The following is a 24,201-nucleotide window of genomic DNA, read 5'->3' as shown; positions in this document are numbered from 1 at the left end:
CGTCCGCGGCTCGATGCGCGCGTTCGCGCGCCCGGCCACGCGGGCGGCGGTAAAAGCTTGACGGTCCGATCTCGGGGCGGCGCGCAATGCGCCGCTTTGTTCGCCAGCGCGGCTTTCCGTTTGCTGGACATCTTCTCCGCACTGGTGCTTACAAGGAGTTCTACATGACCGTGCTGCTGACCTGGCTCATCAACGCGCTCGCGCTGCTGATCATCACCTACATCGTTCCGTCGATCCATATCCGTAGCTTCGGTACCGCGCTGATCGTCGCGATCGTGCTCGGCCTCATCAATACGCTGCTGCGGCCGCTGCTGATCCTGCTGACGCTGCCCGTCACGATCCTCACGCTCGGACTCTTCATTCTGGTCGTCAATGCGCTGTGCTTCTGGCTGTGCGCGTCGCTGCTGAAGGGCTTCGAGGTGTCGGGCTTCTGGTCGGCGTTCTTCGGCTCGATCCTGTACAGCATCGTGTCGTGGCTACTGTCCGCGCTCATTTTCGGCAACCGCAGTCTCGGTTGACCTTTTTGACTATGAATCCGATCGAACTCTCATTCGAATTCTTCCCGCCGAAAACGCAGGAAGGCATCGACAAACTGCGCGCGACGCGCGCGGAACTCGTGTCGCTCAAACCGAAGTTCGTGTCCGTCACGTTCGGCGCCGGCGGCTCGACCCAGCAAGGCACGCTCGATACCGTCGTCGACATGGCGAAGGAAGGGCTCGAGGCGGCGCCGCATCTGTCGTGCATCGGCTCGTCGAAGGACAGCCTGCGTGCGATCCTCAACGAGTACCGCGCGTACGGCATCCGCCATATCGTCGCGCTGCGCGGCGATCTGCCCTCGGGCATGGGCGCGGTCGGCGAGCTGCGCTATGCGTCGGAGCTCGTCAGCTTCATCCGTGCCGAGTTCGGCGACTGGTTCTGGATCGAGGTGGCGGGTTATCCGGAATACCATCCGCAGTCGCGCTCGCCGCGTCACGATCTCGAAAACTTCGCGCACAAGGTGAAAGCCGGCGCGAACTCGGCGATCACGCAGTACTTCTTCAACGCGGACGCGTACTTCCGTTTCGTCGACGATGCGCGCCAGCTCGGCGTCGACGTGCCGATCGTGCCCGGCATCATGCCGATCACGAACTTCTCGCAGCTGATGCGCTTCTCCGAAATGTGCGGCGCCGAAGTGCCGCGCTGGATCGCGCGCCGGCTAGAGAGCTTCGGCGACGACCGCGAGTCGATCCGCGCGTTCGGGCTCGACGTGGTGACGGCTCTGTGTCAACGGCTCCTCGACGCGAAAGTGCCGGGTCTGCACTTCTATACGCTGAACGCGGCCGCGTCGACCAAGGCGATCTGCGAACGGCTCGCCGTGTAATCGCGATGCCCGCGCGGCTGCAACGGCCGCGCGGTCCCCGCCAGTCTGGCATGGGTCGCGAACTTGTCCCAAATAGCGTGGTAAGTCCCTGTTGAAGCGCATTTTTGTGCTGTCTATCATCGAAACGCAGCCAACCCGGCTGCTGTGCGGAGGACGATATGACAGTGACAAGAAAGACTGCGGCACACCGGCTGTTCGCGCTTCACCAGTTCTGCCTGCCGGCTCTCGCCGCGCTCGCGGTCGCCACGAGCGGCCTCGCGCCCGCCGCGTCGCAGGCGGCCACGCTGCCCGACAAGACGCTGGTGTTCTGCTCCGAAGGCAGCCCGGCGGGTTTCGATACCGCGCAATACACGACCAGCGTCGAATTCAGCGCCGGCTCGTACACGGTCTATAACCGGCTCGTCGAATTTGCGCACGGCAGCACGGACATCGAGCCAGGACTCGCCGAAAAGTGGGACGTGTCGCCCGACGGCCTCACCTATACGTTCCATCTGCGCCACGGCGTCAAATTCCAGACCACGTCGTACTTCAAGCCGACCCGCGAATTCAACGCGGACGACGTCGTGTTCACCTACGAACGCATGCTCGATCCCGAGAACCCGTTCCGCAAGGCGTATCCAGTCAATTTCCCGTACTTCAACGACCTCGGTCTCGCGAAGAACATCGCCAAAATCGAGAAGGTCGATCCATACACGGTGCGCTTCACGCTGAAGGAAGTCGACGCGCCGTTCCTGCAGCAGATCGCGATGCCGTTCGCGTCGATCCTGTCAGCTGAATACACGGATCAGCTGCTGAAGGCGGGCAAGGCGTCCGACATCAACCAGTACCCGGTCGGCACCGGTCCGTTCATCTTCCGCAGCTATACGAAGGACGACACGATCCGCTTCGACGGCAATCCCGACTACTGGAAGCCGGGCGTCGCGAAGCTCGGCAAGCTGATCTTCGCGATCACGGTCGATCCGGCCGTGCGCCTGCAAAAGTTGAAGCGCGGCGAATGCCAGGTGATGTCCTATCCGCGCCCGGCCGACATCCCCACCGTGAAGGCCGATGCGTCGCTCGCGATGCCAAGCGAAGTGGGCTTCAACCTCGGCTATATCGCGTACAACACGACCAAAAAGCCGCTCGACAACGTGCTCGTGCGCCGCGCGCTCGACATGTCGGTCAACAAGAAGGCGATCATCGAAGCAGTCTACCAGGGCGCGGGCCAGGCAGCGACCAATCCGATGCCGCCGACGCAATGGGGTTACGACAAGAACCTGAAGGACGCGCCCTACGACGTCGACAAAGCGAAAGCGCTGCTGAAGCAGGCGGGCTACCCCGACGGCTTCGAGCTGACGCTGTGGGCGATGCCGGTACAGCGCCCATATAACCCGAATGCACGCCTGATGGCCGAAATGCTGCAGGCGGACTGGGCGAAGATCGGCGTCAAGGTGAATATCGTCACGTACGAATGGGGCGAGTACATTCGCCGCGCGCACGCCGGCGAGCATCAGGCGATGCTGATCGGCTGGACGGGTGACTACGGCGACCCTGACAACTGGCTCGGCGTGTTGCTCGGCTGCGACGCGGTCAACGGCAGCAACTTCTCGAAGTGGTGCTACAAGCCTTACGACGATCTGATCAAGCAGGGCCGCAGCACCACCAACATGGCCGATCGCACCAAGGCTTATACGCAGGCGCAGGAGATCTTCAAGGACCAGGTGCCGTTCACGCCGATCGCGCATTCGACCGTCTATCAGCCGATCAGCAAGAACGTGACAGGCTTCAAGATCGATCCGTTCGGGCCGACGCAATTCCTGGAAGTTGGGGTGAAATAAGCGGGCGCGGCGCGCTTTTTTGCGCCGCATTCGTCGCCGGGCGGCTCGAATGAGCCCGCCCGGCCCGTGACAAAACCGTGGTCAAACGTTTGCACGAAGTGTTTCCTGTCGTCAACAGAGGGATTTTGCTCCGCTTGGTAGCCGGCCCAAGCTCAAGTAATATCCCGCTACGCCGGCGCAAGCCGGCCCCGAACCTGGAGGAAACATGAAGCAAAACAATCTGTTGCGCGTCGCGCGTAGGTCCACGCTCGTCGCTGCCGCAGCGGCATCCCTGCTTGGCGTCACGAGCGCGCAGGCCGCTGGGATCCCGAACAAAACCCTCGTTTACTGCTCGGAAGGCAGTCCCGCGGGTTTCGATCCGGCCCAATACACGACGGGCGTCGACTTCACGGCCAACACGTTCACCGTCTATAACCGCCTCGTCGAGTTCGAACGCGGCGGCACCAAGGTCGAGCCCGGCCTCGCGGAGAAGTGGGACGTGTCGCCCGATGGCAAGACCTACACGTTCCATCTGCGTCATGGCGTGAAGTTCCAGACCACCTCGTTCTTCAAGCCGACGCGCGAATTCAACGCGGACGACGTGGTCTTCTCGTTCCAGCGCATGCTCGACCCGAACCAGCCGTTCCGCAAGGCGTATCCGGTGCAGTTCCCGTACTTCACCGACATGGGCCTCGACAAGCTGATCACGAGCGTCGAGAAAGTCGACCCGTACACGGTCAAGTTCACGCTGAAGGAAGTCAACGCGCCGTTCATCCAGAATCTGGCGATGGAATACGCGTCGATCCTGTCGGCTGAATATGCGGATCAGCTGCTCAAGGCAGGCAAGGCCGCCGACATCAACCAGTACCCGGTCGGCACCGGTCCGTTCATCTTCCGCAGCTACACGAAGGACGCGACGATCCGCTTCGACGGCAACCCGGACTACTGGAAGCCGGGCGCGGTGAAAATCTCGAAGCTGATCTTCTCGATCACGCCGGATGCCGGCGTGCGCGTGCAGAAGATCAAGCGCGACGAATGCCAGGTGATGAGCTATCCGCGCCCCGCCGACATCGCGCCGCTGAAGGCCGAGCCGAACATCGACATGCCGTCGCAGCCGGGCTTCAACCTCGGCTATCTCGCGTACAACGTGACGCACAAGCCGGTCGACAAGCTTGAAGTGCGTCAGGCGCTCGACATGGCGATCAACAAGAAGGCGATCATCGACTCGGTCTACCAGGGCGCGGGCCAGTTGGCCACGAACCCGATGCCGCCGACGCAATGGTCGTACGTCAAGAACCTGCCGGCCGCCTCGTACGATCCGGCCAAGGCGAAGGATCTGCTGACGAAGGCGGGCTACCCGAACGGTTTCGACCTCACGCTGTGGGCGATGCCGGTGCAGCGCGCGTACAACCCGAACGCGCGTCTGATGGCGGAAATGATCCAGGCGGACTGGGCGAAGATCGGCGTGAAGGCGAAGATCGTCACGTACGAATGGGGTGAGTACATCAAGCGCGCGCACGCGGGCGAAGACGACACGATGCTGATCGGCTGGACCGGCGACAACGGCGATCCGGACAACTGGCTCGGCACGCTGCTCGGCTGCGAGGCGATCAACGGCAACAACTTCTCGAAGTGGTGCTACAAGCCGTTCGACGATCTGATCCAGAAGGGCCGCACGACTTCGGACGTGGCGACGCGCACGAAGATCTACGGCGAAGCGCAATATATTTTCGCGCAGCAACTGCCGTTCTCGCCGATCGCGCACTCGACCGTCTATCAGCCGGTCAGCAAGAAGGTGGTCGACATGCGCATCGAACCGCTCGGCTACGCGCGCTTCGACGGCGTCAGCGTCAAGTAATCGTAAAGTTCGCGCAGTAGGCCGCAGTACAGTACGCCGCAACACAGTACACTTTTCGCACGGTTAGAAAACTGGTCGAAATGGTCCGGCGACCGGGGTCACGAGCCCTCGTCGCCGGTTGCGTTTTTTCATCACCAGTACCATGGGAGCGAACCATGTTCCGCTTCGTTTTGCGCCGCATCGGCATGGTGATACCGACGTTCATCGGCATCACGATCCTCGCGTTCGCGCTGATTCACCTGATCCCGGGCGACCCCATCGAAGTGATGATGGGCGAGCGCGGCGTCGATCCGGCCATGCATGCGGCCGCGATGCACCGCCTCGGGCTCGACGAGCCCTTGCCATTGCAGTACTTCCACTACATCGTCCGTGCCGTGCACGGCGACCTCGGCACTTCGATCATCACCAACACGAGCGTGATGGGCGAATTCCTCGCGCGCTTTCCCGCCACCGTCGAACTGTCGTTCTGCGCGATGCTGTTTGCGTTGATCGTCGGCCTGCCGGCGGGCGTGTTCGCGGCGCTGAGGCGCGGCACGGTGGTCGATCACGGCGTGATGGGCACCGCCCTGACCGGCTACTCGATGCCGATCTTCTGGTGGGGCTTGATCCTCATCATGGTGTTCTCGGTCAAGCTCGGCTTGACGCCGGTGTCGGGCCGCATCGCGGTCGAATACGACATTCCGCACGTGACCGGCTTCATGCTGATCGACTCGCTGATGTCCACCGACGAAGGCGCGTTCAAATCCGCACTCAGTCACCTGATCCTGCCCGCGATCGTGCTCGGCACGATTCCGCTCGCGGTCGTCGCGCGCATGACGCGCTCGTCGATGCTCGAAGTGCTGCGCGAGGACTACATCCGCACCGCGCGCGCGAAGGGGCTGTCGCCGGGACGCGTGATCGTCGTGCATGCGCTGCGCAATGCGCTGATTCCGGTCGTCACCGTGATCGGCCTGCAGGTCGGCACACTGCTTGCGGGCGCGGTGCTGACCGAAACGCTGTTTTCATGGCCGGGCATCGGCAAGTGGCTGATCGACGCGATCGGCCGGCGCGATTATCCGGTCGTGCAGGGCGGTATCCTGTTGATCGCCACGCTGGTGATCGTCGTGAACCTCGTCGTCGATCTGCTGTACGGCGTGCTCAACCCGCGCATTCGCCATACGAGGTAAATCACGATGGCTGACATTCAAAACACCGTCCCCCAAGCGGTTACCCCGCCGAGCGGCCGCGGCATCGCGGCACGCGAATTCTGGGCGAACTTCTCGCGCAACCGCGGTGCGGTCGGCGCGGGCATCATCGTGCTGGTGCTGGTCTTCATCGCGATCTTCGCGCCGCTGATCGCGCCGCACAGCCCGATCGAGCAATACCGCGACTCCGTGAAGATCCCGCCGGCGTGGCTCGACGGCGGCAACTGGAAGTTCATTCTCGGCACCGACGAAGCGGGCCGCGACATCCTTTCGCGTCTGATGTACGGCGCGCGGCTGTCGTTCTGGATCGGCTTCGTCTCGGTGGTCCTCGCGCTGATTCCGGGCGTCGTGCTCGGCCTCGTCGCCGCGTTCTTCGAGAAATGGGCCGACACGCCGATCATGCGCATCATGGACGTGCTGCTCGCGCTGCCGTCGCTGCTGCTTGCGGTCGCAGTGGTCGCGATCATCGGTCCGGGTCTCGTCAACACGATGCTCGCGATCGCGATCGTCGCGCTGCCGGGCTATGTGCGTCTGACGCGCGCGTCCGCCCAGGGCGAGTTGCAGAAGGAGTATGTGACCGCTTCACGCGTCGCGGGTGCGAGCACGTTGCGGCTGATGTTCTCGCAGGTGCTGCCGAACTGCACCGCGCCGCTGATCGTGCAGGCAACCCTTGGCTTTTCGTCGGCGATTCTCGATGCCGCCGCGCTCGGCTTCCTCGGCCTCGGCGTGCAGCCGCCGTTGGCGGAGTGGGGCGCGATGCTCGCGTCGGCGCGCGATTACATCGACAGCGCATGGTGGATCGTCACGATGCCCGGCCTGTCCATCCTGATCTCGGTGCTTGCGATCAACCTGCTCGGCGACGGGCTGCGTGACGCGCTCGACCCCAAACTGAAACGGATGGCCTGACCATGAGCAATCTACTGACCATCCGCAATCTCGCGGTCAACTTCGGCGGTCTGCCGGCGGTCGACCGCATCAATCTCGACGTTGCGGCCGGTGAAGTGGTCGGCGTGGTGGGCGAATCGGGCTCGGGCAAGAGCGTGACGATGATGGCGCTGATGGGCCTGATCGACGCGCCCGGCAAGGTCACCGCCGACGAAATCACGTTCGACGGCAAGAACCTGCTGAAGGCCTCCGCGAGGGAACGCCGCAAGATCATCGGCAAGGACATCGCGATGGTGTTCCAGGACGCGCTGACGAGCCTGAACCCGAGCTACACGGTCGGCTATCAGATCAAGGAAGTGCTGAAGCTGCACGAGGGCCTGCGCGGCAGCGCGCTAGACAAACGCGCGCTCGAACTGCTCGATCAGGTCGGCATTCCGGACGCGAAGAACCGTATCGGCTCGTTTCCGCATCAGATGTCGGGCGGCATGAACCAGCGCGTGATGATCGCGATGGCGATCGCCTGCAACCCGAAGCTGCTGATCGCCGACGAGCCGACCACCGCGCTCGACGTGACGATCCAGGCGCAGATCATGGAATTGCTGATGCGCCTGCAGAAGGAACGCGGCATGGCGCTCGTGCTGATTTCGCACGATCTGGCCGTGGTGTCCGAGGTCGCGCAGCGCGTCGCCGTGATGTATGCGGGCGAGGTGATCGAGACGAACAAGGTGCCGGACATCTTCGCCGCGCCTCATCATCCGTACACGGAAGCGCTGTTGGCCGCGATTCCCGAGCACAACGTCGGCGCGGTGCGGCTCGCGGCGCTGCCGGGCATGGTGCCGGGCCGCGACGACCGGCCCAGGGGTTGCCTGTTCGCGCCGCGCTGCAAGTATGTGGTCGACGACTGCATGAAGGCCCGCCCCGCGCTCGCGCCGCTGCCCGCGCACGCCGAGCTCACGCGCGTGCGTTGCATCAAGCCGCTGAACCTCGAGAAGGACGCCAACGTTCACACGCAAGGAGGCGCCCGATGAGCGCAGTACCCGAAACCCGTCGCCAGTCGGATCGTACTGGCGATCACGTGCTCGTCGCCGACCAGCTCGCGCGCTACTACACGGTCAAGCGCGGCATGTTCGCGCACGGCACGGTGAAGGCGCTGAACGGCGTGTCGTTCGCGCTCGACCGCGGCAAGACGCTGGCGGTAGTCGGCGAGTCCGGCTGCGGCAAGTCGACGCTCGCGCGTCAGCTGACGATGATCGAAACGCCGAGCGCGGGCCGCCTGCTGATCGACGGCGAGGACGTGGCCGGCGCGAATCACGAGAAGATCGCGGCGCTCAGGCGCCGCGTGCAGATGGTGTTCCAGAACCCGTTTGCGTCGCTCAATCCGCGCAAGACCGTCGAGCAGACGCTCGGCGAACCGCTCGCGATCAACACGCAGATGAGCGCGACCGAGCGCGCCGAGCGCATCGCGCAGATGATGCGCACGGTCGGCCTGCGGCCCGAGCACGCGAAGCGCTATCCGCACATGTTCTCCGGCGGCCAGCGTCAGCGTGTCGCGATCGCGCGCGCGATGATCCTCGATCCGCAGATCGTGGTCGCCGACGAACCGGTCTCGGCGCTCGACGTCTCGATCCAGGCGCAGATCCTGAACCTGTTCATGGACCTGCAGGACGAGTTCAAGACGAGCTACGTGTTCATCTCGCACAACCTGTCGGTGGTCGAGCATATCGCCGACGACGTGATGGTCATGTACTTCGGCGGCGTCGCTGAACTCGGCGACAAGCAGCGCATCTTCTCGAAGCCGCGCCATCCGTACACGCGCGCGCTGATGTCGGCGACCCCGTCGATCTTCGAGGCCGACCGCACGATCAAGATCAAGCTGCAAGGCGAAATGCCGTCGCCGCTGAATCCGCCGTCGGGCTGCACGTTCCATCAGCGCTGCCCGTACGTGATCGACCGCTGCCGCAGCGAGGAGCCGAAGCTGCGAGAAGTGGATGGCCGCCTGGTCTCCTGTCACCGCGCTGAAGAGGTGGGGGACGTGGATGCCTGATGTGGTGGCGGCGCGTCGTCTTGCGCGCCGCTTGTGTGAGGGCGGCTGGATAGCCGCCTTCGCGCGGCGCCGCGGGGCGCGTGCGCTGGGAGGCGCCGCGCCCTGCGGCGCATTTGCTGGAAGGTTCGCCGGCAAGTTTTTTCGCACGTTTCTCTGCGCGTTTGTTCATGCGCTGGCGCGCGCCTTTTTCTCCGTATTTCTTCCCGCGTCGCTGTCCGCTTTATTTCGCGTAGGCTGCGCGCTGTCGGTCGGCGCGGCCGTACCCTGCATCGCTCACGCGGCCGGCGCGGCGGCCAGGGCGCCAGCCCAGGCGGCCCGTCCTGCCGTCACGGTGCCAAGCCCGCCACCGCCGTCGATTGCGCCGCCCCCGGTCCCCGGCACCACGGCGAGCGGCCCGGTGCGCCAGCAACCGGCGCGCACGCCGTTCTATGTCGCGACGCGCGGCAGTACGACGATCTACGTGCTCGGCACGCTGCACGTCGGCGATCCCGCCGACTATCCGGCGGGGCAGCCGTTCCGCGCGCCGATCCTCGCGGCGCTCGCCGCGTCGCCGACGCTCGCGCTCGAACTGTCGCCCGACGAGCTGCTGGTGTCGCAGGACGACGTGTCGAAGTACGGCGTGTGCAAGCACGACTGCCTGCCGGGTCTGCTGCCCGAGCCGCTGTGGCACAAGCTCGCGTTGCGGCTGCGCGGCAACCCGGCCGCGCTCGATGCGATCAAAAAGATGCGGCCGTGGCTCGCGTCGCTGGTGGTCGAGACCTACGACTCGCTGTCTGCGGGTCTGCAAACGGAATACGGCACCGAAGCGCAATTGCAGAACGTCTATCTGAAGACGCGCGGCAAGATCGTCGGACTCGAAACGCTCGCGCAACAGATGCGCGCGTTCACCGGACTGTCGGCCGCGCAGCAGCGGGAGATGCTCGCGCAGGATCTGGTGCAGACGCCCGCGCAGAACGTCGAGGACGTGCGCACGCTGCACCGGCTGTGGCGGGTCGGCGATGCCGATGCGATCGCCGCGTGGCAGGCTGCCAAATCGGAAAAGCTCGCGCGCGACCCGCGCGTCTCCAATTCGATCGACAACCGGATCGTCTACGAGCGCAATCGCCGCTTCGTCGCGAGAATGTTGCAGCTCGCCGCGCCGAACAAGCCGCTGTTCGTCGCGATCGGCGCGCTGCATCTGGGTGGGCCGAAGGGCGTGCTGCAGCTGTTGCGGCAGCACGGCTTCGTGGTTGAGGCGGGTTGAGTCGGTTCGAGACTGCGGCCGTAGCGGCGGGATCAATCAGAAGGCAACTGCAGACCACCGTATAGCGCGATCGCCGTGCTGAGCCAGGCCATCGCGATCAGCGCCGTGAATCTCTGGCGCATTTCTCGGCGGAGTCCGAGTCGTGTTGCATCCTGTGCCTGTTAGCTTCGTCAGAACTTTTTTCGCAAGCGACTAACAGGAAGGAGATCCAAGGATGGAACAGGACATCTTTATCAAGATCGATGGTATCGATGGCGAATCGCAGGACGCGGCTCATCTCAACGAGATCGATGTAATCGGATGGCGCTGGCAAGTTACACAACCGACCGGGATGCTCGCCGGTTCAAGCCGACATGTCCCAACTGCCACTGTCTCCGACCTTGAATTTACTCATCTGATGGACCGTGCCAGTCCGAATCTGGCGAAATACTGCTTCTCCGGAGAGCATATCTCCGAAGCGAAACTTGCGGTGCGAAGGACCGGCGGCGTTCCTCGCGGTAAGCGCTGGCGCCATCTCCGCAGGCGAGTACTACATCGTCGATAGGGAAAGTGGGGGGCATTTCGGTTGGCTCTGGGATGCTGCCAAAGACTTATTGGCGGACACGCACCGCGCGGAATGGTTTGCTCTGTACCGCAATGATCAACACATTGATGATTGGACGTTCGTAGACGGTGTGCGACGCGGTAGCTTTCGGTTGCACCCGGTAGGACGATCCGGAGAAAGCGACGGTTGTATTACGCTTTCGTCCCGCGAGCAATTCAAGGCGCTGCGGTCATACCTGAAAGCACAGCCGCCCGCGTTCATTCCCGGAACGATGACCAGATACTACGGCACGATCAACGTGAAATGAAAAAGGCGCTGATTGGTATTGCGCTCGCACTGGCGCTGACGCTTCCCATCGCAGTGGGAATTGCCCGCATGCCGGGTATTGATGAATGGTTTGCGAGCGGCGCGGGCTCTGAGTTTTTTGCTCCGCTTTTCAAGGTGCTGGATTCGGTTGGCGGAGAAAACAACACGGACATCATCGTCGCAACATTGCTCGTTGTCAGTTTTCTGGTCTCCTTGATATTGGCCGTCGCTCTGTTAGCGATCGTTAGTCATTTGCGTCGGCCGCGCCACCGTTGATTGGACAGCAGCAGCTTTCGGACGACGAGGTACTGCGTCAGATGGCCAGCACCTCGTCAATATGAAAGGAACCGCCGGATCGGATCGGCGTGCGGTGTGATCGACGGTGATGCGAACGCTCACACGCGCGCGGCGGCCGCCGCATGCACTTCGATGCCTGCGTCGGCGAGCGCGCCGCGAATGCGTCGCGCGAACGCCAGCGCATGCGGGCCGTCGCCGTGCAGGCAGATGGTCTGCGCGTTCAACGGCACCCACTGTCCATCGACGGCTTTCACGCGCTGCTCGCGGATCATCACGAGCGTGCGCGCGAGCACTTCGTCCTCGTCGTCGAGCAGCGCGCCCGGCTCCTTGCGCGGCACGAGCGAGCCGTCGGCGCGATAGCCGCGGTCGGCGAACACTTCCTCGATCGCGGTCAGGCCCGCGTTGCGCGCGGCGCTCACGAGCCCGCTGTTGGCGAGCGCGAACACCACCACGGACGGATCGAAATCGTGCACCGCGGAGACTATCGCGTCAGCGATCTTCGCGTCGCGTGCGGCCTGGTTGTACAGTGCGCCGTGCGGCTTCACGTGCGCGATGCGCCCGCCCTCGGCCTGCGCGATCGCCGACAGCGCGCCGAGCTGATACAGCACGCCCGCATAGATCTCGCCCGCCGGCAGATCCATTTCCTTGCGGCCGAAATTCTCGGGATCGTTGAAGCTCGGATGCGCGCCGATCGACACGCCTTTCTGCACGGCCCAGCGCACGCAGTCGCGCATCGCGTTGGGGCTGCCCGCATGCCAGCCGCATGCGATGTTGGCCGAGCTCACGAGGGCGAGCAGCGCCTCGTCGGAGCCGCAGCCTTCGCCGAGATCGGCGTTCAGATCGATTTCCATGGGGATTCCTTTACTTAGTGTCACAGCGCCGCGAGCGCCACCCGGCGCGCGCAACGCTCTTCATGCATCGCGATCGCGGCATCGATCTGCCGCAGATACGTGCGTTCTTCCAGCAAAGCCTGGCGCGCTTCGTAGGGCGTCGTCGGGATGAAACGGACAGCACCGTTCAGGCGCACCTGCGCGAGCTTCCACAGATCGGCCTGTATCACCGCGCCGATCTTCGGATAGCCGCCGGTGGTCTGCGCGTCGCTCATCAGCACGATCGGCTGACCGTTCGGGGGCACCTGGACCGTACCGGGCAGCACCGCGTGCGACAGCAGGTCAGTCTTGTGCGTGCGCTTCAGCTCGGTACCGGCAAGGCGATAGCCCATGCGGTTGCTGTTCGGCGTCACGAGCCAGTCGTCGGACCAGAACGACTGCTGTGCATCCGCGGTGAAGCTGTCGTATTCGGGGCCGCGCAGCACGCGGATCGGTATGGCCCACGGCACGCCCGACGGATGACGACCGCGCCGCAGCGGCTCGTTGACCAGCACGAACTTGCACCAGGCGGGCGCCTTCACGCCGAACTCGGGCGCCTCGGGCGTGAAGCCGAGGTGGCCGCGCTGCTGCGGCGCGCCGACCGGCAGACGGTCGCCGTCGTTGAGCGCGCGGCCGCCGAGTCCGCCGAAATGGCCGGCGAGGTCGGTGCTGCGCGAGCCGAGCATCGGCAGCACGTCGATGCCGCCCGCCACGCAGACATAGCCGCGCATGCCGCGCTTCGCCGCGTGCAGCACGAGCTCCTGGCCGGCCTGCACGGGCAGACTCCAAAACGAATAGACGGGTTTGCCGTCGAGCGTCGCGCCGAACTCGGTGCCGGTGATCGCGACGCGCGTCGCGCGTAAAAAGCGCAGCACGGTCGGGCCGAAGGTGATTTCGAGGCCGGCCGCGTCGGGGCGGTTGCCGACCAGCCGGTTGCCGACTTCGAGCGACAGCCGGTCGAGCGCCCCCCCCATCGCGACGCCGAGATGCCGATAGCCGTGGCGGCCAAGGTCCTGGATCGTGGTCTGGAGACCCGCGCGGATCACGTCGATCATGCGTGCATCCCCGCGATCGTGAAGCGCACCCGGTCGCCGGGCTGCAGCAGCGTGGGCGGACGGCGCGCCGGATCGAACAGCGGCACCTCGGTGCGGCCGATCAGCTGCCAGCCGCCCGGCGACACCGCCGGATAGATGCCAGTCTGCTCGCCGCCGATGCCGACCGAGCCCGCCGGCACCTCGAGCCGCGGCGACGCGCGGCGCGGCGTGTACAGCGCGGTGTCGAGCCCACCCATATAGGCGAAGCCGGGCTGGAAGCCGAGAAAGAACACCACGTAGGCGCCGCCCGCATGACGTTCGACGACCTCGCGCGCGCTCAAGCCCGTATGTTCGGCGACCGCCCGCAGATCGGGGCCGAATGCGCCGCCGTACTGCACTGCAATCTCGACGTCGCGCCCGGGCGCGACGGCTTTGGCCGCTGCGTTCCAGGCCGTCAGCAACTGCTCGCCGAGCGCGTCGGCGTCGGTCGAGAGCGGGTCGAACACGAGCGTCAGATTGTTCATGCCGGGCACGACTTCGAGCACCTGCGGCCAGTCGCGCGCGGCTTCGGCCGCAGCCCACACGCGCTGCTGGCACTCCAGCGTGGCGGGCGGCGGCGCTTCGCAGACGAGCGCGGCATCGCCGAGGGGAAAAATTCGTGGTTGGCTCATGACTGGGCGGCCCGGATCGAGTCGGAGGATGAGGCGGACAGCGCGGTGCGTTGGCGCATGCCCGGCACGGAGTCGGCGACGTTTGGAGCGTACATTATCAATAAAATATCGACGATTTACCAATAAGCGTTTTTGCCAGGCTCGTCGGCGGCGAGCATCGTCGTACACTTGCGACACTTTTCCAGCCCATTTTCGTCACGGGAACCTCGTATGACGCGTCATCCCACCAAGATCGTTTCGTCGGAACATCTCGTCTCCGAGAGCAGCGCGGAACTCTCGGAACTCGAATACGCGCTGATCATGGCGGGCAATGCGTTCAACCGCTGGATGGTGCGCTGCATGTCGGCGGCGGGCGACAAGGACATGACCGCGATCGAAGTGTCGCTGCTGCATCACGTGAGCCATCGCGAACGCCGCAAGAAGCTCGCGGACATCTGCTTCGTGCTGAACATCGAGGACACGCACGTCGCGACGTACGCGTTGAAAAAGCTCGTAGCTAGAGGGTACGTAAAAAGCGAAAAGACCGGCAAGGAAGTGTTCTTTTCCGCAACCGACGCGGGCCGCGAACTATGCCTGAAGTATCGCGAGGTGCGCGAAAACTGCCTGATCTCGACGCTCAAGGAAAGCGGCCTGACCAACCAGCAGATCGGCGAGGCCGCGCAGTTGATGCGCAATGCGTCGGGCCTGTACGACACGGCGGCGCGCGCGGCGGCTTCGCTGTAACGACGAAGCACCGCGCAAGCGCCGGCGCGTCACACGCCGCGCATCGCGCGTTCAGCCCGGCAGCGCCGGATGAAACCCCGCCTCTGTGACGATCAGATCGAGCGCAATGTCATGCGCCTCGCGTTCCAGCGTGTCGGTGCGGCACGCTTCGTAGGCGATGCCGACCGTGATCGGCTTGTGCGCCGCCGGCCAGCCGGCCAGCGTGCGGTCGTAATAGCCGCCGCCGTAGCCGAGGCGGTAGCCGTCCGAGTCGAAACCCACGCAGGGCACGAACAGCAGCTCGGGCAGCACCACGCGCCCCGAGGTGGGCTCGGCAATCTTGTGATGGCCGATTTTCATCGGCGTCGCGGGCGTCCAGGCATGGAATTCGAGCGCCATGCCACGTTCTTTAATGATTGGCAGACTGGCTTCGTGGTGCGAGTCCGCGGCAAGCCAGATCGAAATCGCCCCGCGCGCGTCGAACTCGCCGGCAAGCGGCCAGTAGAATCCGGCGCTGCGTACCGCGTAGTGCTTCAGCGCGTCGAGCATCCGACGCCCGAGCGCGGCATTCTTCGCCGGCTCGGAAGCCGCTTGCAGACGGCTTTCCAGCAACATCCGGCGCAGCGCCTTTTTCGTTGCCGGGACAGGGTTGCATGCTATGCTTGGGTCCAATTCGCGCTCCAGAAACAACGATGTCAAAACGCCTTTTTCGAGTATATCGCGCGGCCAGTATCGCGCTTGCCGCAGCGGCACTCGTGGCCTGCAGCACTGCCTCGGCCGTCAAGCCCCTTCCGATCTCGCAACTCACGAACGACGACCAGATTTTCGTCCAGCTTCGCGAAGCCTCGCGTACTAACGACGCGGCGCGCGCAGCCCAACTCGCGAGCATGATCCCGGATTATCCGGCGCCCTCGTATCTGGAGTACTTCCAGATCAAGCCGCAGCTGTTCGATTCGACCGGCCATGCGCGCATCGACGCGCCGGACGCGCCCGTGCTCGCGTTCCTGCAGAAGTACGACGGCCAGGCGATCGCCGATCGCATGCGCAACGACTACCTGACGGTGCTCGGCACGCGTCACGACTGGCGCAACTTCGACCAGCAGTACGCGAAGTTCGTGCTCGACGACGACACTCAGGTCAAGTGCTACGCGCTCGAATCGCGCGCGTCGCGCGGCGAGAACGTCGCGGACGCGGCGCGCGCGCTGCTCGTCGAGCCGAAGTGGTACGGCGACGGCTGCGTCGATCTGATCACGGTGCTCGGCGTGAACCACCAGTTCAGCGCCGACGACATCTGGGCGCAAATTCGTCTCGCGTACGAGCAGAACTACACGAGCACCGGCAGCAAGCTCGTCGACGCGCTCGGCGACCAGCCGCCCGACCCGGTGCTGTTCAGCCAGGCGACCAATGCGCCGCCGCTATTGCTCGCGCGCGGCGTCGGACCGGATGCGCAATCGCACCAGCTGGCGCTGCTCGCCATCACGCGCATGGCGCGCAACGATCCGGCCATGGCCGCGGCCACGTTCGCGTCGGTCGCGCCGTCGCTGAATTCGCCGGAGCGCGCGATCGGCTGGGGCACGATCGGCTATCAGGGCGCGCTCAAGCAGATGCCTGGCGCGGTCGACTGGTTCCGGCTGTCGGCCAACGCGCCGCTGTCGAATCCCGCGTATGAATGGCGCACACGCAGCGCGCTGCTCGCAGGCGACTGGAACATGGTGCGCTGGTCGATCGAGCAGATGCCCGAGTCGCTGCGCAAGCAATCATCGTGGGTGTACTGGCACGCGCGCGCGCTGAAGCAGGCCGGCGACACGGCCACGGCCAGTCAGGAATTCCAGTCGATCGCGTCGAACTTCAACTTCTACGGCCAGCTCGCGCTCGAAGAGCTCGGCCAGAAGATCACCGTGCCGCCAAAAACCACCGTGACCGACGCAGAAGTGCAGCAAGCCGGCACCACGCCGGGCTTCGATCTCGCGCAGCGCTTCTATGGGCTGAATCTGCGGCTCGAAGGCAATCGCGAGTGGAACTGGCCGTTGCGCAACATGTCCGACCGGCAACTGCTCGCCGCCGCCGAGTACGCGCGCCGCATCGAGCTGTACGACCGCACCGTCAACACCGCGGACCGCACGAAGAGCGAGCACGATTTTTCGCTGCGCTATCTATCGCCGTTCCGCAACATCGTCGAGCAGGACGCGCAGTCGAGCGGGCTCGACGTCGAGTGGGCGTACGGGCTGATTCGCCAGGAGTCGCGCTTCATCATCAACGCGCGCTCTGGCGTCGGCGCGGGCGGACTGATGCAGCTGATGCCCGCCACCGCGCAACTGGTCGCGAAGAAGATCGGTCTGGGACCGGTGTCGCGCGAGCAGATGAACGACATCGACACCAACATCCTGCTCGGCACGAACTACCTGGCGATGATCTACAATCAGTTCGACGGGTCCGCCGTGCTGGCCACCGCTGGCTACAACGCAGGTCCGGGCCGTCCGCGCAACTGGCGGCAGTCGCTGCAGCGCCCGGTCGAAGGCGCGGTCTTCGCCGAGGCGATTCCGTTTCAGGAAACTCGCGACTACGTGAAAAATGTGTTGTCCAACACGGTCTACTACGCGGCATTGTTCGAAGGCCGTCCGCAATCGCTGAAGGCGCGCCTGGGTTACATCGCACCGTAAGCGCCTTGGCGCCGCAATCTCGCTTCGAGGTTGCGGCGCGCTTCGCCAGCCGTTGCCGCGGCTTCCGTCAGGGAGTCGAAAAATGCGACATCAAGCCATCGCGGTCATCGGCGGTTCAGGGTTCATCGGCAGCTACCTCGTCAACGCGCTCGTCGAGATGGGCAAGGACGTGCGCGTCGCCACACGGCGACGCTACAACGCGCGACATCTGACCATGCTGCCGATCGACGTGCTCGAAACCGACGTGTTCGATCCGGTGCAACTCGCGCGCTTCGTCGAGGGCGCGGATTGCGTAATCAATCTCGTCGGTATCCTGAACTGCAAACGCGGCAAGCCCTATGGGCGGGAGTTCGCGCATGCGCACGTCGAGCTGCCGACGCGCATCGTCGCCGCCTGCGAAGGCAAGGGCGTGCATCGGCTGATTCATCTGAGCGCGCTAGGCGCCAATCCGAACGGCCCGAGCATGTATTCGCGCTCGAAGGCCGACGGCGAGAAAGCCGTGCATGCGGCCAACGTCGCGTGGACGATCTTCCGGCCGTCCGTCGTGTTCGGACCCGAGGACGCGTTTCTGAACAAGTTCGCGTTCCTGCAGCGCGTGTTTCCGGCCATTCCGCTCGCGATGCCGGACGCGCAGTTCCAACCGGTCTACGTCGGCGACGTCGCGAAGGCGATCGTCAACGTGCTCGATCTCGATGGCGCGAGCGGCCGCACCTACGAGCTTGGCGGCCCGACCGTCTACACGCTCGAAGACCTGGTTTCGTACTGCGGCGACGTGATCGGCAAGCATGCGCGCATCATCCGTCTGCCCGAGCCGCTCGCGCGCCTGCAGGCGTTGAGCTTCGAATTGGCGCCGGGCGAACCGGTGATTTCGCGCGACAATCTCGATTCGATGAAGGTCGCCAACATTCTGAGCGGGCCGCTCGCGCCCGAGCTCGGACTCGAACCGGTCAGCATCGAAGCGATCGTGCCGACGTACCTGACCGGTGCTGCCTCGGGTTCGCGACTCGACACGTTCCGCGCCAACGCCGGGCGCTGAAGCCTTTCCCTCTACCTGATAACAAGTATGAAACTGCTGATTGGTGACAAGAACTATTCGTCGTGGTCGATGCGTCCGTGGCTGCTGCTCACGCACTTCGGCATTCCGTTCGACGAGGAACTGATCCTGCTGTACGAAGCGGACACGAATGCGAAGATCCGCGCTCAGGCGCCGCGCGGACCGGGCAAGGTGCCGTGCCTGATCGACGACGCCGGGCAGGCCGTGTGGGATTCGCTGGCGATCGCCGAAACGCTCGCCGAGCGCTTCCCGCAACACGCGCTGTGGCCGCGAGACGCGGCGGCGCGCGCGCATGCGCGCAGCGTCAGCGCCGAGATGCATTCGGGGTTCGGCGAGTTGCGCTCGAAGATGTGGATGAACATCCGTGCGTCGTTCCCGGGCAAGAACGCGACGCCGGGCGCGCTCGCCGATATCGCGCGGATCGAGACGATCTGGCGCGACTGCCTCGAGACCTACGGCGGTCCGTTCCTGTTCGGCGAATTCGGCATTGCCGACGCGATGTTCGCACCGGTCGCGATGCGCTTCAACACGTGGAAGCCGGCGTTGTCGGAGACCGCAGCCGCCTATGTCGAGCGGCTCACCGAGCTGCCCGCGGTCAATGCATGGATCGACGCCTCGCGCCGCGAAACGCACGGGATCGCCTATCAAGACGAATGCCCATGAACATCTATGCAGTAGGTGGCGCGGTCCGCGACGAGCTGCTCGGCGTGCCGGTGCAGGACCGCGACTACGTGGTGGTGGGAGCGACACCCGAGCAGATGGTCGCGCAGGGCTATCGGCCGGTGGGCAAGGACTTTCCGGTATTCCTGCATCCGCAGACGCAGGAGGAGTACGCGCTCGCGCGCACCGAGCGCAAGACGGCGGCCGGCTATCACGGCTTCCAGTTTTTCTATGCGCCCGACGTGACGCTCGAAGAAGACCTCGCGCGCCGCGATCTGACGATCAACGCGATGGCGCGCGAGGTGCGTCCGGACGGCGAGCTGACCGGCCCGGTCATCGATCCGTTCAACGGCCAGGCTGACTTGCAGGCGCGGCTTTTTCGCCATGTCAGCGATGCGTTCCTCGAAGATCCGGTGCGGATTCTGCGCATCGCGCGTTTCGCGGCGCGTTTCGTCGATTTCACGGTCGCGCCGGAAACGCTGGCGCTGATGCGCGAGATGGTCGCCGACGGCGAAGCCGATGCGCTGGTGGCCGAGCGCGTGTGGCAGGAGGTGTCGCGCGGGTTGATGGAGAAGAAGCCGTCGCGGATGTTCGGCGTGCTGCGCGACTGCGGCGCGCTCGCGCGGATTCTGCCGGAGATCGACGCGCTGTTCGGCGTGCCGCAGCGCGCCGACTATCACCCCGAGGTCGATACCGGTGTCCACGTGATGATGGTGCTGGACCATGCCGCGCAGCAGGGCTACACGCTGCCGGTGCGCTTCGCGGCGCTGACGCACGACCTCGGCAAGGCGACCACGCCGGAGGACCTGCTGCCGCGGCACATCGGCCACGAGGGCCGCAGCGTCGATTTGCTGAAGCCGCTGTGCGAGCGGCTGCGCGTGCCGAACGAGTGCCGTGATCTGGCGGTGCTGGTCGCGCGCGAGCACGGCAATATTCATCGCGTGATGGAGATGGGGGCGGCGGCTCTGGTGCGCCTGCTCGAGCGCAGCGACGCGATCAGGAAGCCGGCGCGCTTCGCCGAGGCGCTGCAGGCCTGCGAGTCGGATGCACGCGGGCGGCTCGGCCTCGAGACGAGCGAGTACCCGCAGGCCGAGCGGCTGAGGCTTGCACTGGTGGCCGCGCGAGGCGTGGATGCAGGGGCAGTGGCGCAGCGGCTCGCCGATGCGCCGGCCGGCATCAAGGACGCCGTGCATGAGGAGCGCGTGCGTGCGGTAGAGGCTGCGCTGGCTTGACGTCGCGCGGGCGTAAAGTAGCGCGCGACGGCGCCTACAACACCCGCGCCAACAGCGACAACAGCATCGACAGCACCAGCGTCGACATGAACGGAAACGGATACTCGCGGCCGAACAGCCGCAAGGTCACGTCGCCGGGCATCCGGCCGATGCCGAGCTTCCTCAGCCACGGCCAGCACGACGACAGCACCGCGACGGCAACGAAGGTCGTCAAAAGCCAGCGAATCATCGCGAGTCCTCGAGCCAGAGCGGATTCACAATCACAGCGTATGCGAACGATCGCCGCTCGAAAAGGCGCGCAGCGTATCGTCGAGTCCACGCGAAAACGCGATCACCTTGAAGAGCTCGCCCATCTCCGCCTCGGACAGCAGCTTCTGTACCGCGTTGGCGGCGGGAAGAAAGCGCGCGGCGTCGGCGGGATCGATTTCGCCGAGCACCTCGGTGACGCCCGCGTTCAGCAGAAAGCGCGCTTGCGATGTGAAGCCGAGCAGGTCCGCGCCGGTCTCGACGCCCGCCTCGGCGATGCCGGTGAATTCGACGTGCGCGGTGATGTCCTGCAGACCGGGGTACAGGAACGGGTCGCCGTGCGCGCGGTGCCGGTAGTGGCACATCAGCGTGCCCTGCGCGCGCTGGTCGTGGTAGTACTCGTGGCGCGGAAAACCGTAGTCGATCAGCAAGATCGCGCCGCGCGCTAGCATCGTGCAGATGGTGCGCGTGAAGGCGCGCGCGGCTTCGTGCGTTTCTGTCACGTAGTCGTCGCCGGACGGTTCGCGGGTCGCATCGATTTCGGTCAGCAGCGCGAGGTCGGCGGCAGCCGCGACGGGCCGGTCGTCGAACGCGAAGGCGCCGTCGCGCCATACCACGCCGCGCTCGCGCCAGACACCGCCGTTTTGCGCGAAGAGCCGCACCGGCATCGCATCGAGCACCTCGTTGCCGATCACCACGCCTTCGAAACGCTGCGGCAACGCATCGAGCCAGCGCACTTTCGCGAGCAGCGCGGGCGCGGCCGCCGCGATCGTTTCGCGCTGCCGCTCGCGCAGCTCACCCGATAGATCGATGATCGAATAGCTGTCGAACTCGGCGCCGAGCGTGTCGAGCGCATTGAGCAAGCCCGCGGCGAGCTTGCCGGTGCCGGCGCCGAACTCCATCACATCGCGCGTGTCACTCGCCTCCAACGCTTCGGCGAGCGGGCGCGCGAGCGTCGCGGCGAACAGCGGCGACAATTCCGGCGCGGTGACGAAGTCGCTGCCGTCGTCGGCGCGCAGGCCGAATTTTCGCGCACCGCCGCTGTAGTAGCCGAGACCCGGCGCGTACAACGCGCGCTCCATGTAGCGGTCGAACGGCAGCCAGCCGCCGGCCGCGTCGAGCTGCGCGCGGATCTCGGCGACGAGCGCGTCGGACTGCGCGAGCGCGCTCGGGCCGGGAGCAGGTAAACTATCGGGTTGGTGAGCTTTGGGATTCATCCCCGCATTGTAAATGACCGTTTCTCCGGACACCGCTGCCCGCGCGGCTGAACTGCCGCCCGAAACGCCCCGCGTCGTGCTGATTACGGGCGCCGCGCGCCGCATCGGGCGCGCGCTCGCCCTCGGCTTCGCCGCGCGCGGCTGGGACGTGGCCGTGCACTACGGTGCCTCGCGTGAGGACGCCGACGAAGTGGTTGCGCAGATCGTCGCGCTGGGCCGCCGCGCGGTCGCGCTGCACGCTGAGCTCGGCGACGAGGCGCAGGTCGCCCGGCTGCTGCCGGACTGCGCCGCTGCGCTCGGGCGGCCGTCGTGCATCGTCAATAACGCGTCGCGCTTCGAGGAAGACACGGCGCGCGACGTCGGCTACGAGCTGCTGCTGAAGCTGACCGCGATGAACGTTGGCGCGCCGCTCGTGCTCGCGCGCATGCTTTACGACGCGACGCCCGATGCGGCATTGCGCGACGAAAGCCAGCGCGGCGTCGTCATCAATGTGCTGGATCAGAAGCTGTACAACATGAACCCGGACTATCTGTCGTACACGCTGTCGAAGGCGGCGCTGCAGACCGCGACGGTCGCGCTCGCTCAGGCGCTCGCGCCGAAGCTCCGGGTGGTCGGGCTCGCGCCCGGGCTGACCATGCAATCGGGCGACCAGACCCAGCACGGGTTCGAGGCCGCTCACCGTATGACGCCTCTTGGCCGTGCGTCGCGGCCCGAGGATATCGTCGCCGCCGCGCTGTATCTCGCGGATGCAGCCGGCGTTACCGGAACGACGCTGGTGGTCGACGGCGGGCAGCATCTCGTGCCTCTGCCGCGCGACGTGATGTTTTTGACGGGCGCCTGACACGCGCGCGTGGCCGGCCTTCGAGGCGGCCAACGCGTGTGGCGAAGCGCCCCTTTGCGTGCCCCGCACGCTTTTTTGGACTGGAACGAACATGTTTGCCGCTCTTTCGCACCCCCGGCTCGCCGATTGCCGCCGGCTTTTTCTGCGCAATTACGAAGTGCACATCAATATCGGCGTGCACGACTTCGAAAAGCGCGGCGAGCAGCGCGTCGTGATCAACGTCGAACTGTTCGTGCCGCTCGCGATGTCCACGCCGGTGCATGACAAGCTCACCGAAGTCGTCGACTACGACTTCATGCGCTCGACGATCGCGAGGCGCGTCTCGCAAGGCCATATTCATCTGCAGGAAACGCTGTGCGACGACCTCGTGCGCGCGATGCTCGAACATCCGCAGGTGCGCGGCGCGCGCGTGTCGACCGAAAAGCCGGACGTGTATCCGGACTGCGATGCGGTCGGCGTCGAAGTCTTCCGCATCAAGGAGGACTGAGCGATGAACGCACCGGAAATCCTGACCGCAGACAACGAAGCCGCTGACGCCACCGCGGCACCGAGCGCCGCCCGCGCCCCGAAATCGCCGCTCACGCGCCGCGAGCAGAAGGAAGCGTACGAGAACAACAAGCTCTTCAAGCGTCTCGCGCGCCAGGTCGGCCAGGCGATCGGCGACTACAACATGATCGAGGACGGCGACAAGGTGATGGTGTGCCTGTCAGGCGGCAAGGACAGTTACGCGATGCTCGAGATCCTGATGCGGCTGCGCGAGCGCGCGCCGATCAATTTCGACATCGTCGCGGTAAACCTCGACCAGAAGCAGCCGGGCTTCCCCGAGCACGTGCTGCCCGAGTATCTGACCCAGCTCGACATCCCGTTTCACATCGAGAATCAGGACACCTACAGCATCGTCAAGCGGCTCGTGCCGGAGGGCAAGACCACCTGTTCGCTGTGCTCGCGGCTGCGGCGCGGCATCCTGTATCGCGTCGCCGGCGAGCTCGGCGCGACCAAGATCGCGCTCGGCCATCATCGCGACGACATCCTGCAAACGCTGCTGCTGAACCTGTTCTATGGCGGCAAGTTGAAGGGCATGCCGCCCAAGCTGCAATCGGACGACGGCAAGAACATCGTGATCCGGCCGCTCGCCTACGTGAAGGAAACCGATCTGGAGAAGTACGCCGAGCTGCGTGAATTCCCGATCATTCCGTGCAATCTGTGCGGTAGCCAACCAAACCTTAAGCGCGCGGAAATGAAGGCGCTGGTCCGCGACTGGGAAAAGCGTTTCCCGGGCCGCATCGAGAACATGTTCAATGCGTTGTCGAACGTGGTGCCGTCGCATCTGATGGATCACCAGCTGTTCGCGTTCGCGGGGCTGCGCGCGAGCGGCGAAGCCGACCCGCAAGGTGACATCGCGTTCGACGAAGAACCATGCTCGAGCGGCGACGAAGGCGCGCCGCTCACCGGTGCGAAGACCATTTCGCTGGTCCAGTTCGACGACCTGTAACGAGCG

The 24,201-nt window shown here is 65.1% G+C and carries 26 protein-coding genes; 20 read left to right on the top strand and 6 right to left on the bottom strand.

Annotated elements, in window-relative coordinates:
* Nucleotides 1–164 precede the first annotated feature (164 nt).
* The 12 genes from OKW29_RS34590 (at nucleotide 165) to OKW29_RS34535 (ending at nucleotide 11,496) form a co-directional block, all read left to right on the top strand.
* A complete protein-coding gene (locus tag OKW29_RS34590) occupies nucleotides 165–518 on the top strand; it encodes a phage holin family protein (RefSeq protein ID WP_090805530.1) in 354 nt (117 codons plus the stop codon).
* Between the two features lie 11 nt (nucleotides 519–529).
* On the top strand, nucleotides 530–1,360 hold the full coding sequence (gene metF, locus OKW29_RS34585; RefSeq protein WP_184073600.1) for a methylenetetrahydrofolate reductase [NAD(P)H]: 831 nt from the start codon (nucleotides 530–532) through the stop codon (nucleotides 1,358–1,360).
* A gap of 158 nt (nucleotides 1,361–1,518) precedes the next feature.
* A complete protein-coding gene (locus tag OKW29_RS34580) occupies nucleotides 1,519–3,177 on the top strand; it encodes an ABC transporter substrate-binding protein (RefSeq protein ID WP_429294101.1) in 1,659 nt (552 codons plus the stop codon).
* A gap of 205 nt (nucleotides 3,178–3,382) precedes the next feature.
* Entirely contained in the window at nucleotides 3,383–5,014 is a 1,632-nt protein-coding gene (locus OKW29_RS34575) for an ABC transporter substrate-binding protein (RefSeq protein ID WP_429294100.1), read from the top strand.
* Between the two features lie 155 nt (nucleotides 5,015–5,169).
* Nucleotides 5,170–6,180 (top strand): ABC transporter permease subunit, encoded by a 1,011-nt coding sequence (locus OKW29_RS34570; protein ID WP_429294099.1) that lies wholly within the window; start codon nucleotides 5,170–5,172, stop codon nucleotides 6,178–6,180.
* 6 nt (nucleotides 6,181–6,186) lie between these two features.
* Entirely contained in the window at nucleotides 6,187–7,104 is a 918-nt protein-coding gene (locus OKW29_RS34565; protein ID WP_429294098.1) for an ABC transporter permease subunit, read from the top strand.
* Between the two features lie 2 nt (nucleotides 7,105–7,106).
* Nucleotides 7,107–8,111, top strand: a complete 1,005-nt coding sequence (locus OKW29_RS34560) for an ABC transporter ATP-binding protein (RefSeq protein ID WP_429294097.1) — start codon at nucleotides 7,107–7,109, stop codon at nucleotides 8,109–8,111.
* Entirely contained in the window at nucleotides 8,108–9,127 is a 1,020-nt protein-coding gene (locus OKW29_RS34555; protein ID WP_090802569.1) for a peptide ABC transporter ATP-binding protein, read from the top strand. Before OKW29_RS34560 ends, OKW29_RS34555 begins: the two co-directional genes overlap by 4 nt.
* On the top strand, nucleotides 9,120–10,370 hold the full coding sequence (locus OKW29_RS34550) for a TraB/GumN family protein (protein WP_429294991.1): 1,251 nt from the start codon (nucleotides 9,120–9,122) through the stop codon (nucleotides 10,368–10,370). Before OKW29_RS34555 ends, OKW29_RS34550 begins: the two co-directional genes overlap by 8 nt.
* Before the next feature lie 214 nt (nucleotides 10,371–10,584).
* A complete protein-coding gene (locus tag OKW29_RS34545) occupies nucleotides 10,585–10,914 on the top strand; it encodes an Hcp family type VI secretion system effector (protein WP_429294096.1) in 330 nt (109 codons plus the stop codon).
* Nucleotides 10,835–11,221 carry a DUF2778 domain-containing protein gene (locus OKW29_RS34540; RefSeq protein ID WP_429294095.1) on the top strand — a complete coding sequence of 129 codons (387 nt, stop codon included), beginning with the start codon at nucleotides 10,835–10,837 and terminating at the stop codon, nucleotides 11,219–11,221. The genes OKW29_RS34545 and OKW29_RS34540 overlap by 80 nt, the downstream gene beginning before the upstream one ends.
* Complete coding sequence (locus tag OKW29_RS34535) at nucleotides 11,218–11,496, top strand: hypothetical protein (RefSeq protein ID WP_429294094.1); 279 nt, start codon at nucleotides 11,218–11,220, stop codon at nucleotides 11,494–11,496. Before OKW29_RS34540 ends, OKW29_RS34535 begins: the two co-directional genes overlap by 4 nt.
* Before the next feature lie 119 nt (nucleotides 11,497–11,615).
* On the opposite strand, the gene pxpA is transcribed toward OKW29_RS34535, so the two are convergent.
* Genes pxpA through pxpB form a run of 3 tightly spaced genes read right to left on the bottom strand, consistent with a single transcriptional unit; the run spans nucleotide 11,616 to nucleotide 14,091 of the window.
* Entirely contained in the window at nucleotides 11,616–12,368 is a 753-nt protein-coding gene (gene pxpA, locus OKW29_RS34530) for a 5-oxoprolinase subunit PxpA (RefSeq protein ID WP_429294093.1), read from the bottom strand.
* Between the two features lie 20 nt (nucleotides 12,369–12,388).
* A complete protein-coding gene (locus OKW29_RS34525) occupies nucleotides 12,389–13,441 on the bottom strand; it encodes a biotin-dependent carboxyltransferase family protein (RefSeq protein WP_429294092.1) in 1,053 nt (350 codons plus the stop codon).
* Nucleotides 13,438–14,091 (bottom strand): 5-oxoprolinase subunit PxpB, encoded by a 654-nt coding sequence (gene pxpB, locus OKW29_RS34520; protein WP_429294091.1) that lies wholly within the window; start codon nucleotides 14,089–14,091, stop codon nucleotides 13,438–13,440. The genes OKW29_RS34525 and pxpB overlap by 4 nt, the downstream gene beginning before the upstream one ends.
* Nucleotides 14,092–14,301: 210 nt before the next feature.
* Here pxpB and OKW29_RS34515 point away from each other — a divergent pair, with 210 nt between their 5' ends.
* Nucleotides 14,302–14,814: a winged helix DNA-binding protein gene (locus OKW29_RS34515; protein ID WP_018418717.1), complete on the top strand. Its 513-nt coding sequence runs from the start codon at nucleotides 14,302–14,304 to the stop codon at nucleotides 14,812–14,814.
* Nucleotides 14,815–14,865: 51 nt separating this feature from the next.
* On the opposite strand, the gene OKW29_RS34510 is transcribed toward OKW29_RS34515, so the two are convergent.
* Nucleotides 14,866–15,408 (bottom strand): 5-formyltetrahydrofolate cyclo-ligase, encoded by a 543-nt coding sequence (locus tag OKW29_RS34510; protein ID WP_429294090.1) that lies wholly within the window; start codon nucleotides 15,406–15,408, stop codon nucleotides 14,866–14,868.
* Nucleotides 15,409–15,485: 77 nt separating this feature from the next.
* Between OKW29_RS34510 and OKW29_RS34505 the strand changes: the two genes are divergently transcribed.
* From OKW29_RS34505 to OKW29_RS34490, 4 genes are all read left to right on the top strand, one after another.
* Nucleotides 15,486–17,453, top strand: a complete 1,968-nt coding sequence (locus tag OKW29_RS34505) for a transglycosylase SLT domain-containing protein (protein ID WP_429294089.1) — start codon at nucleotides 15,486–15,488, stop codon at nucleotides 17,451–17,453.
* Nucleotides 17,454–17,535: 82 nt separating this feature from the next.
* The gene (locus OKW29_RS34500; RefSeq protein WP_429294088.1) at nucleotides 17,536–18,489 is read left to right on the top strand and encodes a complex I NDUFA9 subunit family protein; all 954 of its coding nucleotides are present in this window, start codon (nucleotides 17,536–17,538) and stop codon (nucleotides 18,487–18,489) included.
* A 27-nt stretch (nucleotides 18,490–18,516) separates the two neighbouring features.
* Entirely contained in the window at nucleotides 18,517–19,170 is a 654-nt protein-coding gene (locus tag OKW29_RS34495; protein ID WP_429294087.1) for a glutathione S-transferase family protein, read from the top strand.
* Complete coding sequence (locus tag OKW29_RS34490) at nucleotides 19,167–20,399, top strand: multifunctional CCA addition/repair protein (RefSeq protein ID WP_429294086.1); 1,233 nt, start codon at nucleotides 19,167–19,169, stop codon at nucleotides 20,397–20,399. The genes OKW29_RS34495 and OKW29_RS34490 overlap by 4 nt, the downstream gene beginning before the upstream one ends.
* Before the next feature lie 34 nt (nucleotides 20,400–20,433).
* Here the strand turns inward: OKW29_RS34490 and OKW29_RS34485 are convergent, their stop codons facing one another.
* Nucleotides 20,434–20,628 carry a DUF2905 domain-containing protein gene (locus OKW29_RS34485; RefSeq protein WP_018418711.1) on the bottom strand — a complete coding sequence of 65 codons (195 nt, stop codon included), beginning with the start codon at nucleotides 20,626–20,628 and terminating at the stop codon, nucleotides 20,434–20,436.
* Nucleotides 20,629–20,659: 31 nt separating this feature from the next.
* The gene (locus tag OKW29_RS34480; protein ID WP_429294085.1) at nucleotides 20,660–21,862 is read right to left on the bottom strand and encodes a class I SAM-dependent methyltransferase; all 1,203 of its coding nucleotides are present in this window, start codon (nucleotides 21,860–21,862) and stop codon (nucleotides 20,660–20,662) included.
* A gap of 13 nt (nucleotides 21,863–21,875) precedes the next feature.
* Here OKW29_RS34480 and OKW29_RS34475 point away from each other — a divergent pair, with 13 nt between their 5' ends.
* The 3 genes from OKW29_RS34475 to ttcA all read left to right on the top strand — a co-directional run bounded on the left by OKW29_RS34475 (nucleotide 21,876) and on the right by ttcA (nucleotide 24,195).
* Complete coding sequence (locus tag OKW29_RS34475) at nucleotides 21,876–22,703, top strand: SDR family oxidoreductase (RefSeq protein ID WP_429294084.1); 828 nt, start codon at nucleotides 21,876–21,878, stop codon at nucleotides 22,701–22,703.
* Between the two features lie 91 nt (nucleotides 22,704–22,794).
* Complete coding sequence (locus tag OKW29_RS34470; RefSeq protein WP_090802589.1) at nucleotides 22,795–23,190, top strand: dihydroneopterin aldolase; 396 nt, start codon at nucleotides 22,795–22,797, stop codon at nucleotides 23,188–23,190.
* Between the two features lie 3 nt (nucleotides 23,191–23,193).
* Complete coding sequence (gene ttcA / locus OKW29_RS34465; RefSeq protein WP_429294083.1) at nucleotides 23,194–24,195, top strand: tRNA 2-thiocytidine(32) synthetase TtcA; 1,002 nt, start codon at nucleotides 23,194–23,196, stop codon at nucleotides 24,193–24,195.
* Nucleotides 24,196–24,201: the final 6 nt, after the last annotated feature.

Source organism: Paraburkholderia sp. CI3, assembly GCF_050436505.1.
In the GTDB taxonomy this organism is placed as follows: domain Bacteria; phylum Pseudomonadota; class Gammaproteobacteria; order Burkholderiales; family Burkholderiaceae; genus Paraburkholderia; species Paraburkholderia tuberum.
This window is presented reverse-complemented; position numbering and strand designations above follow the sequence as displayed.

Excerpts from the sequence above, each read along its gene's own strand:
- OKW29_RS34560 (WP_429294097.1), top strand. The coding sequence starts at position 7,107 with ATGAGCAATCTACTGACCATCCGCAATCTCGCGGTCAACTTCGGCGGT.
- OKW29_RS34545 (WP_429294096.1), top strand. The coding sequence starts at position 10,585 with ATGGAACAGGACATCTTTATCAAGATCGATGGTATCGATGGCGAATCG.
- OKW29_RS34535 (WP_429294094.1), top strand. The coding sequence starts at position 11,218 with ATGAAAAAGGCGCTGATTGGTATTGCGCTCGCACTGGCGCTGACGCTT.
- OKW29_RS34575 (WP_429294100.1), top strand. The coding sequence starts at position 3,383 with ATGAAGCAAAACAATCTGTTGCGCGTCGCGCGTAGGTCCACGCTCGTC.
- OKW29_RS34475 (WP_429294084.1), top strand. The coding sequence starts at position 21,876 with ATGACCGTTTCTCCGGACACCGCTGCCCGCGCGGCTGAACTGCCGCCC.
- OKW29_RS34565 (WP_429294098.1), top strand. The coding sequence starts at position 6,187 with ATGGCTGACATTCAAAACACCGTCCCCCAAGCGGTTACCCCGCCGAGC.
- OKW29_RS34495 (WP_429294087.1), top strand. The coding sequence starts at position 18,517 with ATGAAACTGCTGATTGGTGACAAGAACTATTCGTCGTGGTCGATGCGT.
- OKW29_RS34505 (WP_429294089.1), top strand. The coding sequence starts at position 15,486 with ATGTCAAAACGCCTTTTTCGAGTATATCGCGCGGCCAGTATCGCGCTT.
- OKW29_RS34500 (WP_429294088.1), top strand. The coding sequence starts at position 17,536 with ATGCGACATCAAGCCATCGCGGTCATCGGCGGTTCAGGGTTCATCGGC.
- OKW29_RS34470 (WP_090802589.1), top strand. The coding sequence starts at position 22,795 with ATGTTTGCCGCTCTTTCGCACCCCCGGCTCGCCGATTGCCGCCGGCTT.
- metF (WP_184073600.1), top strand. The coding sequence starts at position 530 with ATGAATCCGATCGAACTCTCATTCGAATTCTTCCCGCCGAAAACGCAG.
- OKW29_RS34525 (WP_429294092.1), bottom strand. The coding sequence starts at position 13,441 with ATGATCGACGTGATCCGCGCGGGTCTCCAGACCACGATCCAGGACCTT.
- OKW29_RS34480 (WP_429294085.1), bottom strand. The coding sequence starts at position 21,862 with ATGAATCCCAAAGCTCACCAACCCGATAGTTTACCTGCTCCCGGCCCG.
- OKW29_RS34490 (WP_429294086.1), top strand. The coding sequence starts at position 19,167 with ATGAACATCTATGCAGTAGGTGGCGCGGTCCGCGACGAGCTGCTCGGC.
- OKW29_RS34555 (WP_090802569.1), top strand. The coding sequence starts at position 8,108 with ATGAGCGCAGTACCCGAAACCCGTCGCCAGTCGGATCGTACTGGCGAT.
- OKW29_RS34580 (WP_429294101.1), top strand. The coding sequence starts at position 1,519 with ATGACAGTGACAAGAAAGACTGCGGCACACCGGCTGTTCGCGCTTCAC.
- OKW29_RS34515 (WP_018418717.1), top strand. The coding sequence starts at position 14,302 with ATGACGCGTCATCCCACCAAGATCGTTTCGTCGGAACATCTCGTCTCC.
- pxpA (WP_429294093.1), bottom strand. The coding sequence starts at position 12,368 with ATGGAAATCGATCTGAACGCCGATCTCGGCGAAGGCTGCGGCTCCGAC.
- pxpB (WP_429294091.1), bottom strand. The coding sequence starts at position 14,091 with ATGAGCCAACCACGAATTTTTCCCCTCGGCGATGCCGCGCTCGTCTGC.
- OKW29_RS34510 (WP_429294090.1), bottom strand. The coding sequence starts at position 15,408 with ATGTTGCTGGAAAGCCGTCTGCAAGCGGCTTCCGAGCCGGCGAAGAAT.
- OKW29_RS34550 (WP_429294991.1), top strand. The coding sequence starts at position 9,120 with ATGCCTGATGTGGTGGCGGCGCGTCGTCTTGCGCGCCGCTTGTGTGAG.
- OKW29_RS34485 (WP_018418711.1), bottom strand. The coding sequence starts at position 20,628 with ATGATTCGCTGGCTTTTGACGACCTTCGTTGCCGTCGCGGTGCTGTCG.
- OKW29_RS34590 (WP_090805530.1), top strand. The coding sequence starts at position 165 with ATGACCGTGCTGCTGACCTGGCTCATCAACGCGCTCGCGCTGCTGATC.
- ttcA (WP_429294083.1), top strand. The coding sequence starts at position 23,194 with ATGAACGCACCGGAAATCCTGACCGCAGACAACGAAGCCGCTGACGCC.
- OKW29_RS34570 (WP_429294099.1), top strand. The coding sequence starts at position 5,170 with ATGTTCCGCTTCGTTTTGCGCCGCATCGGCATGGTGATACCGACGTTC.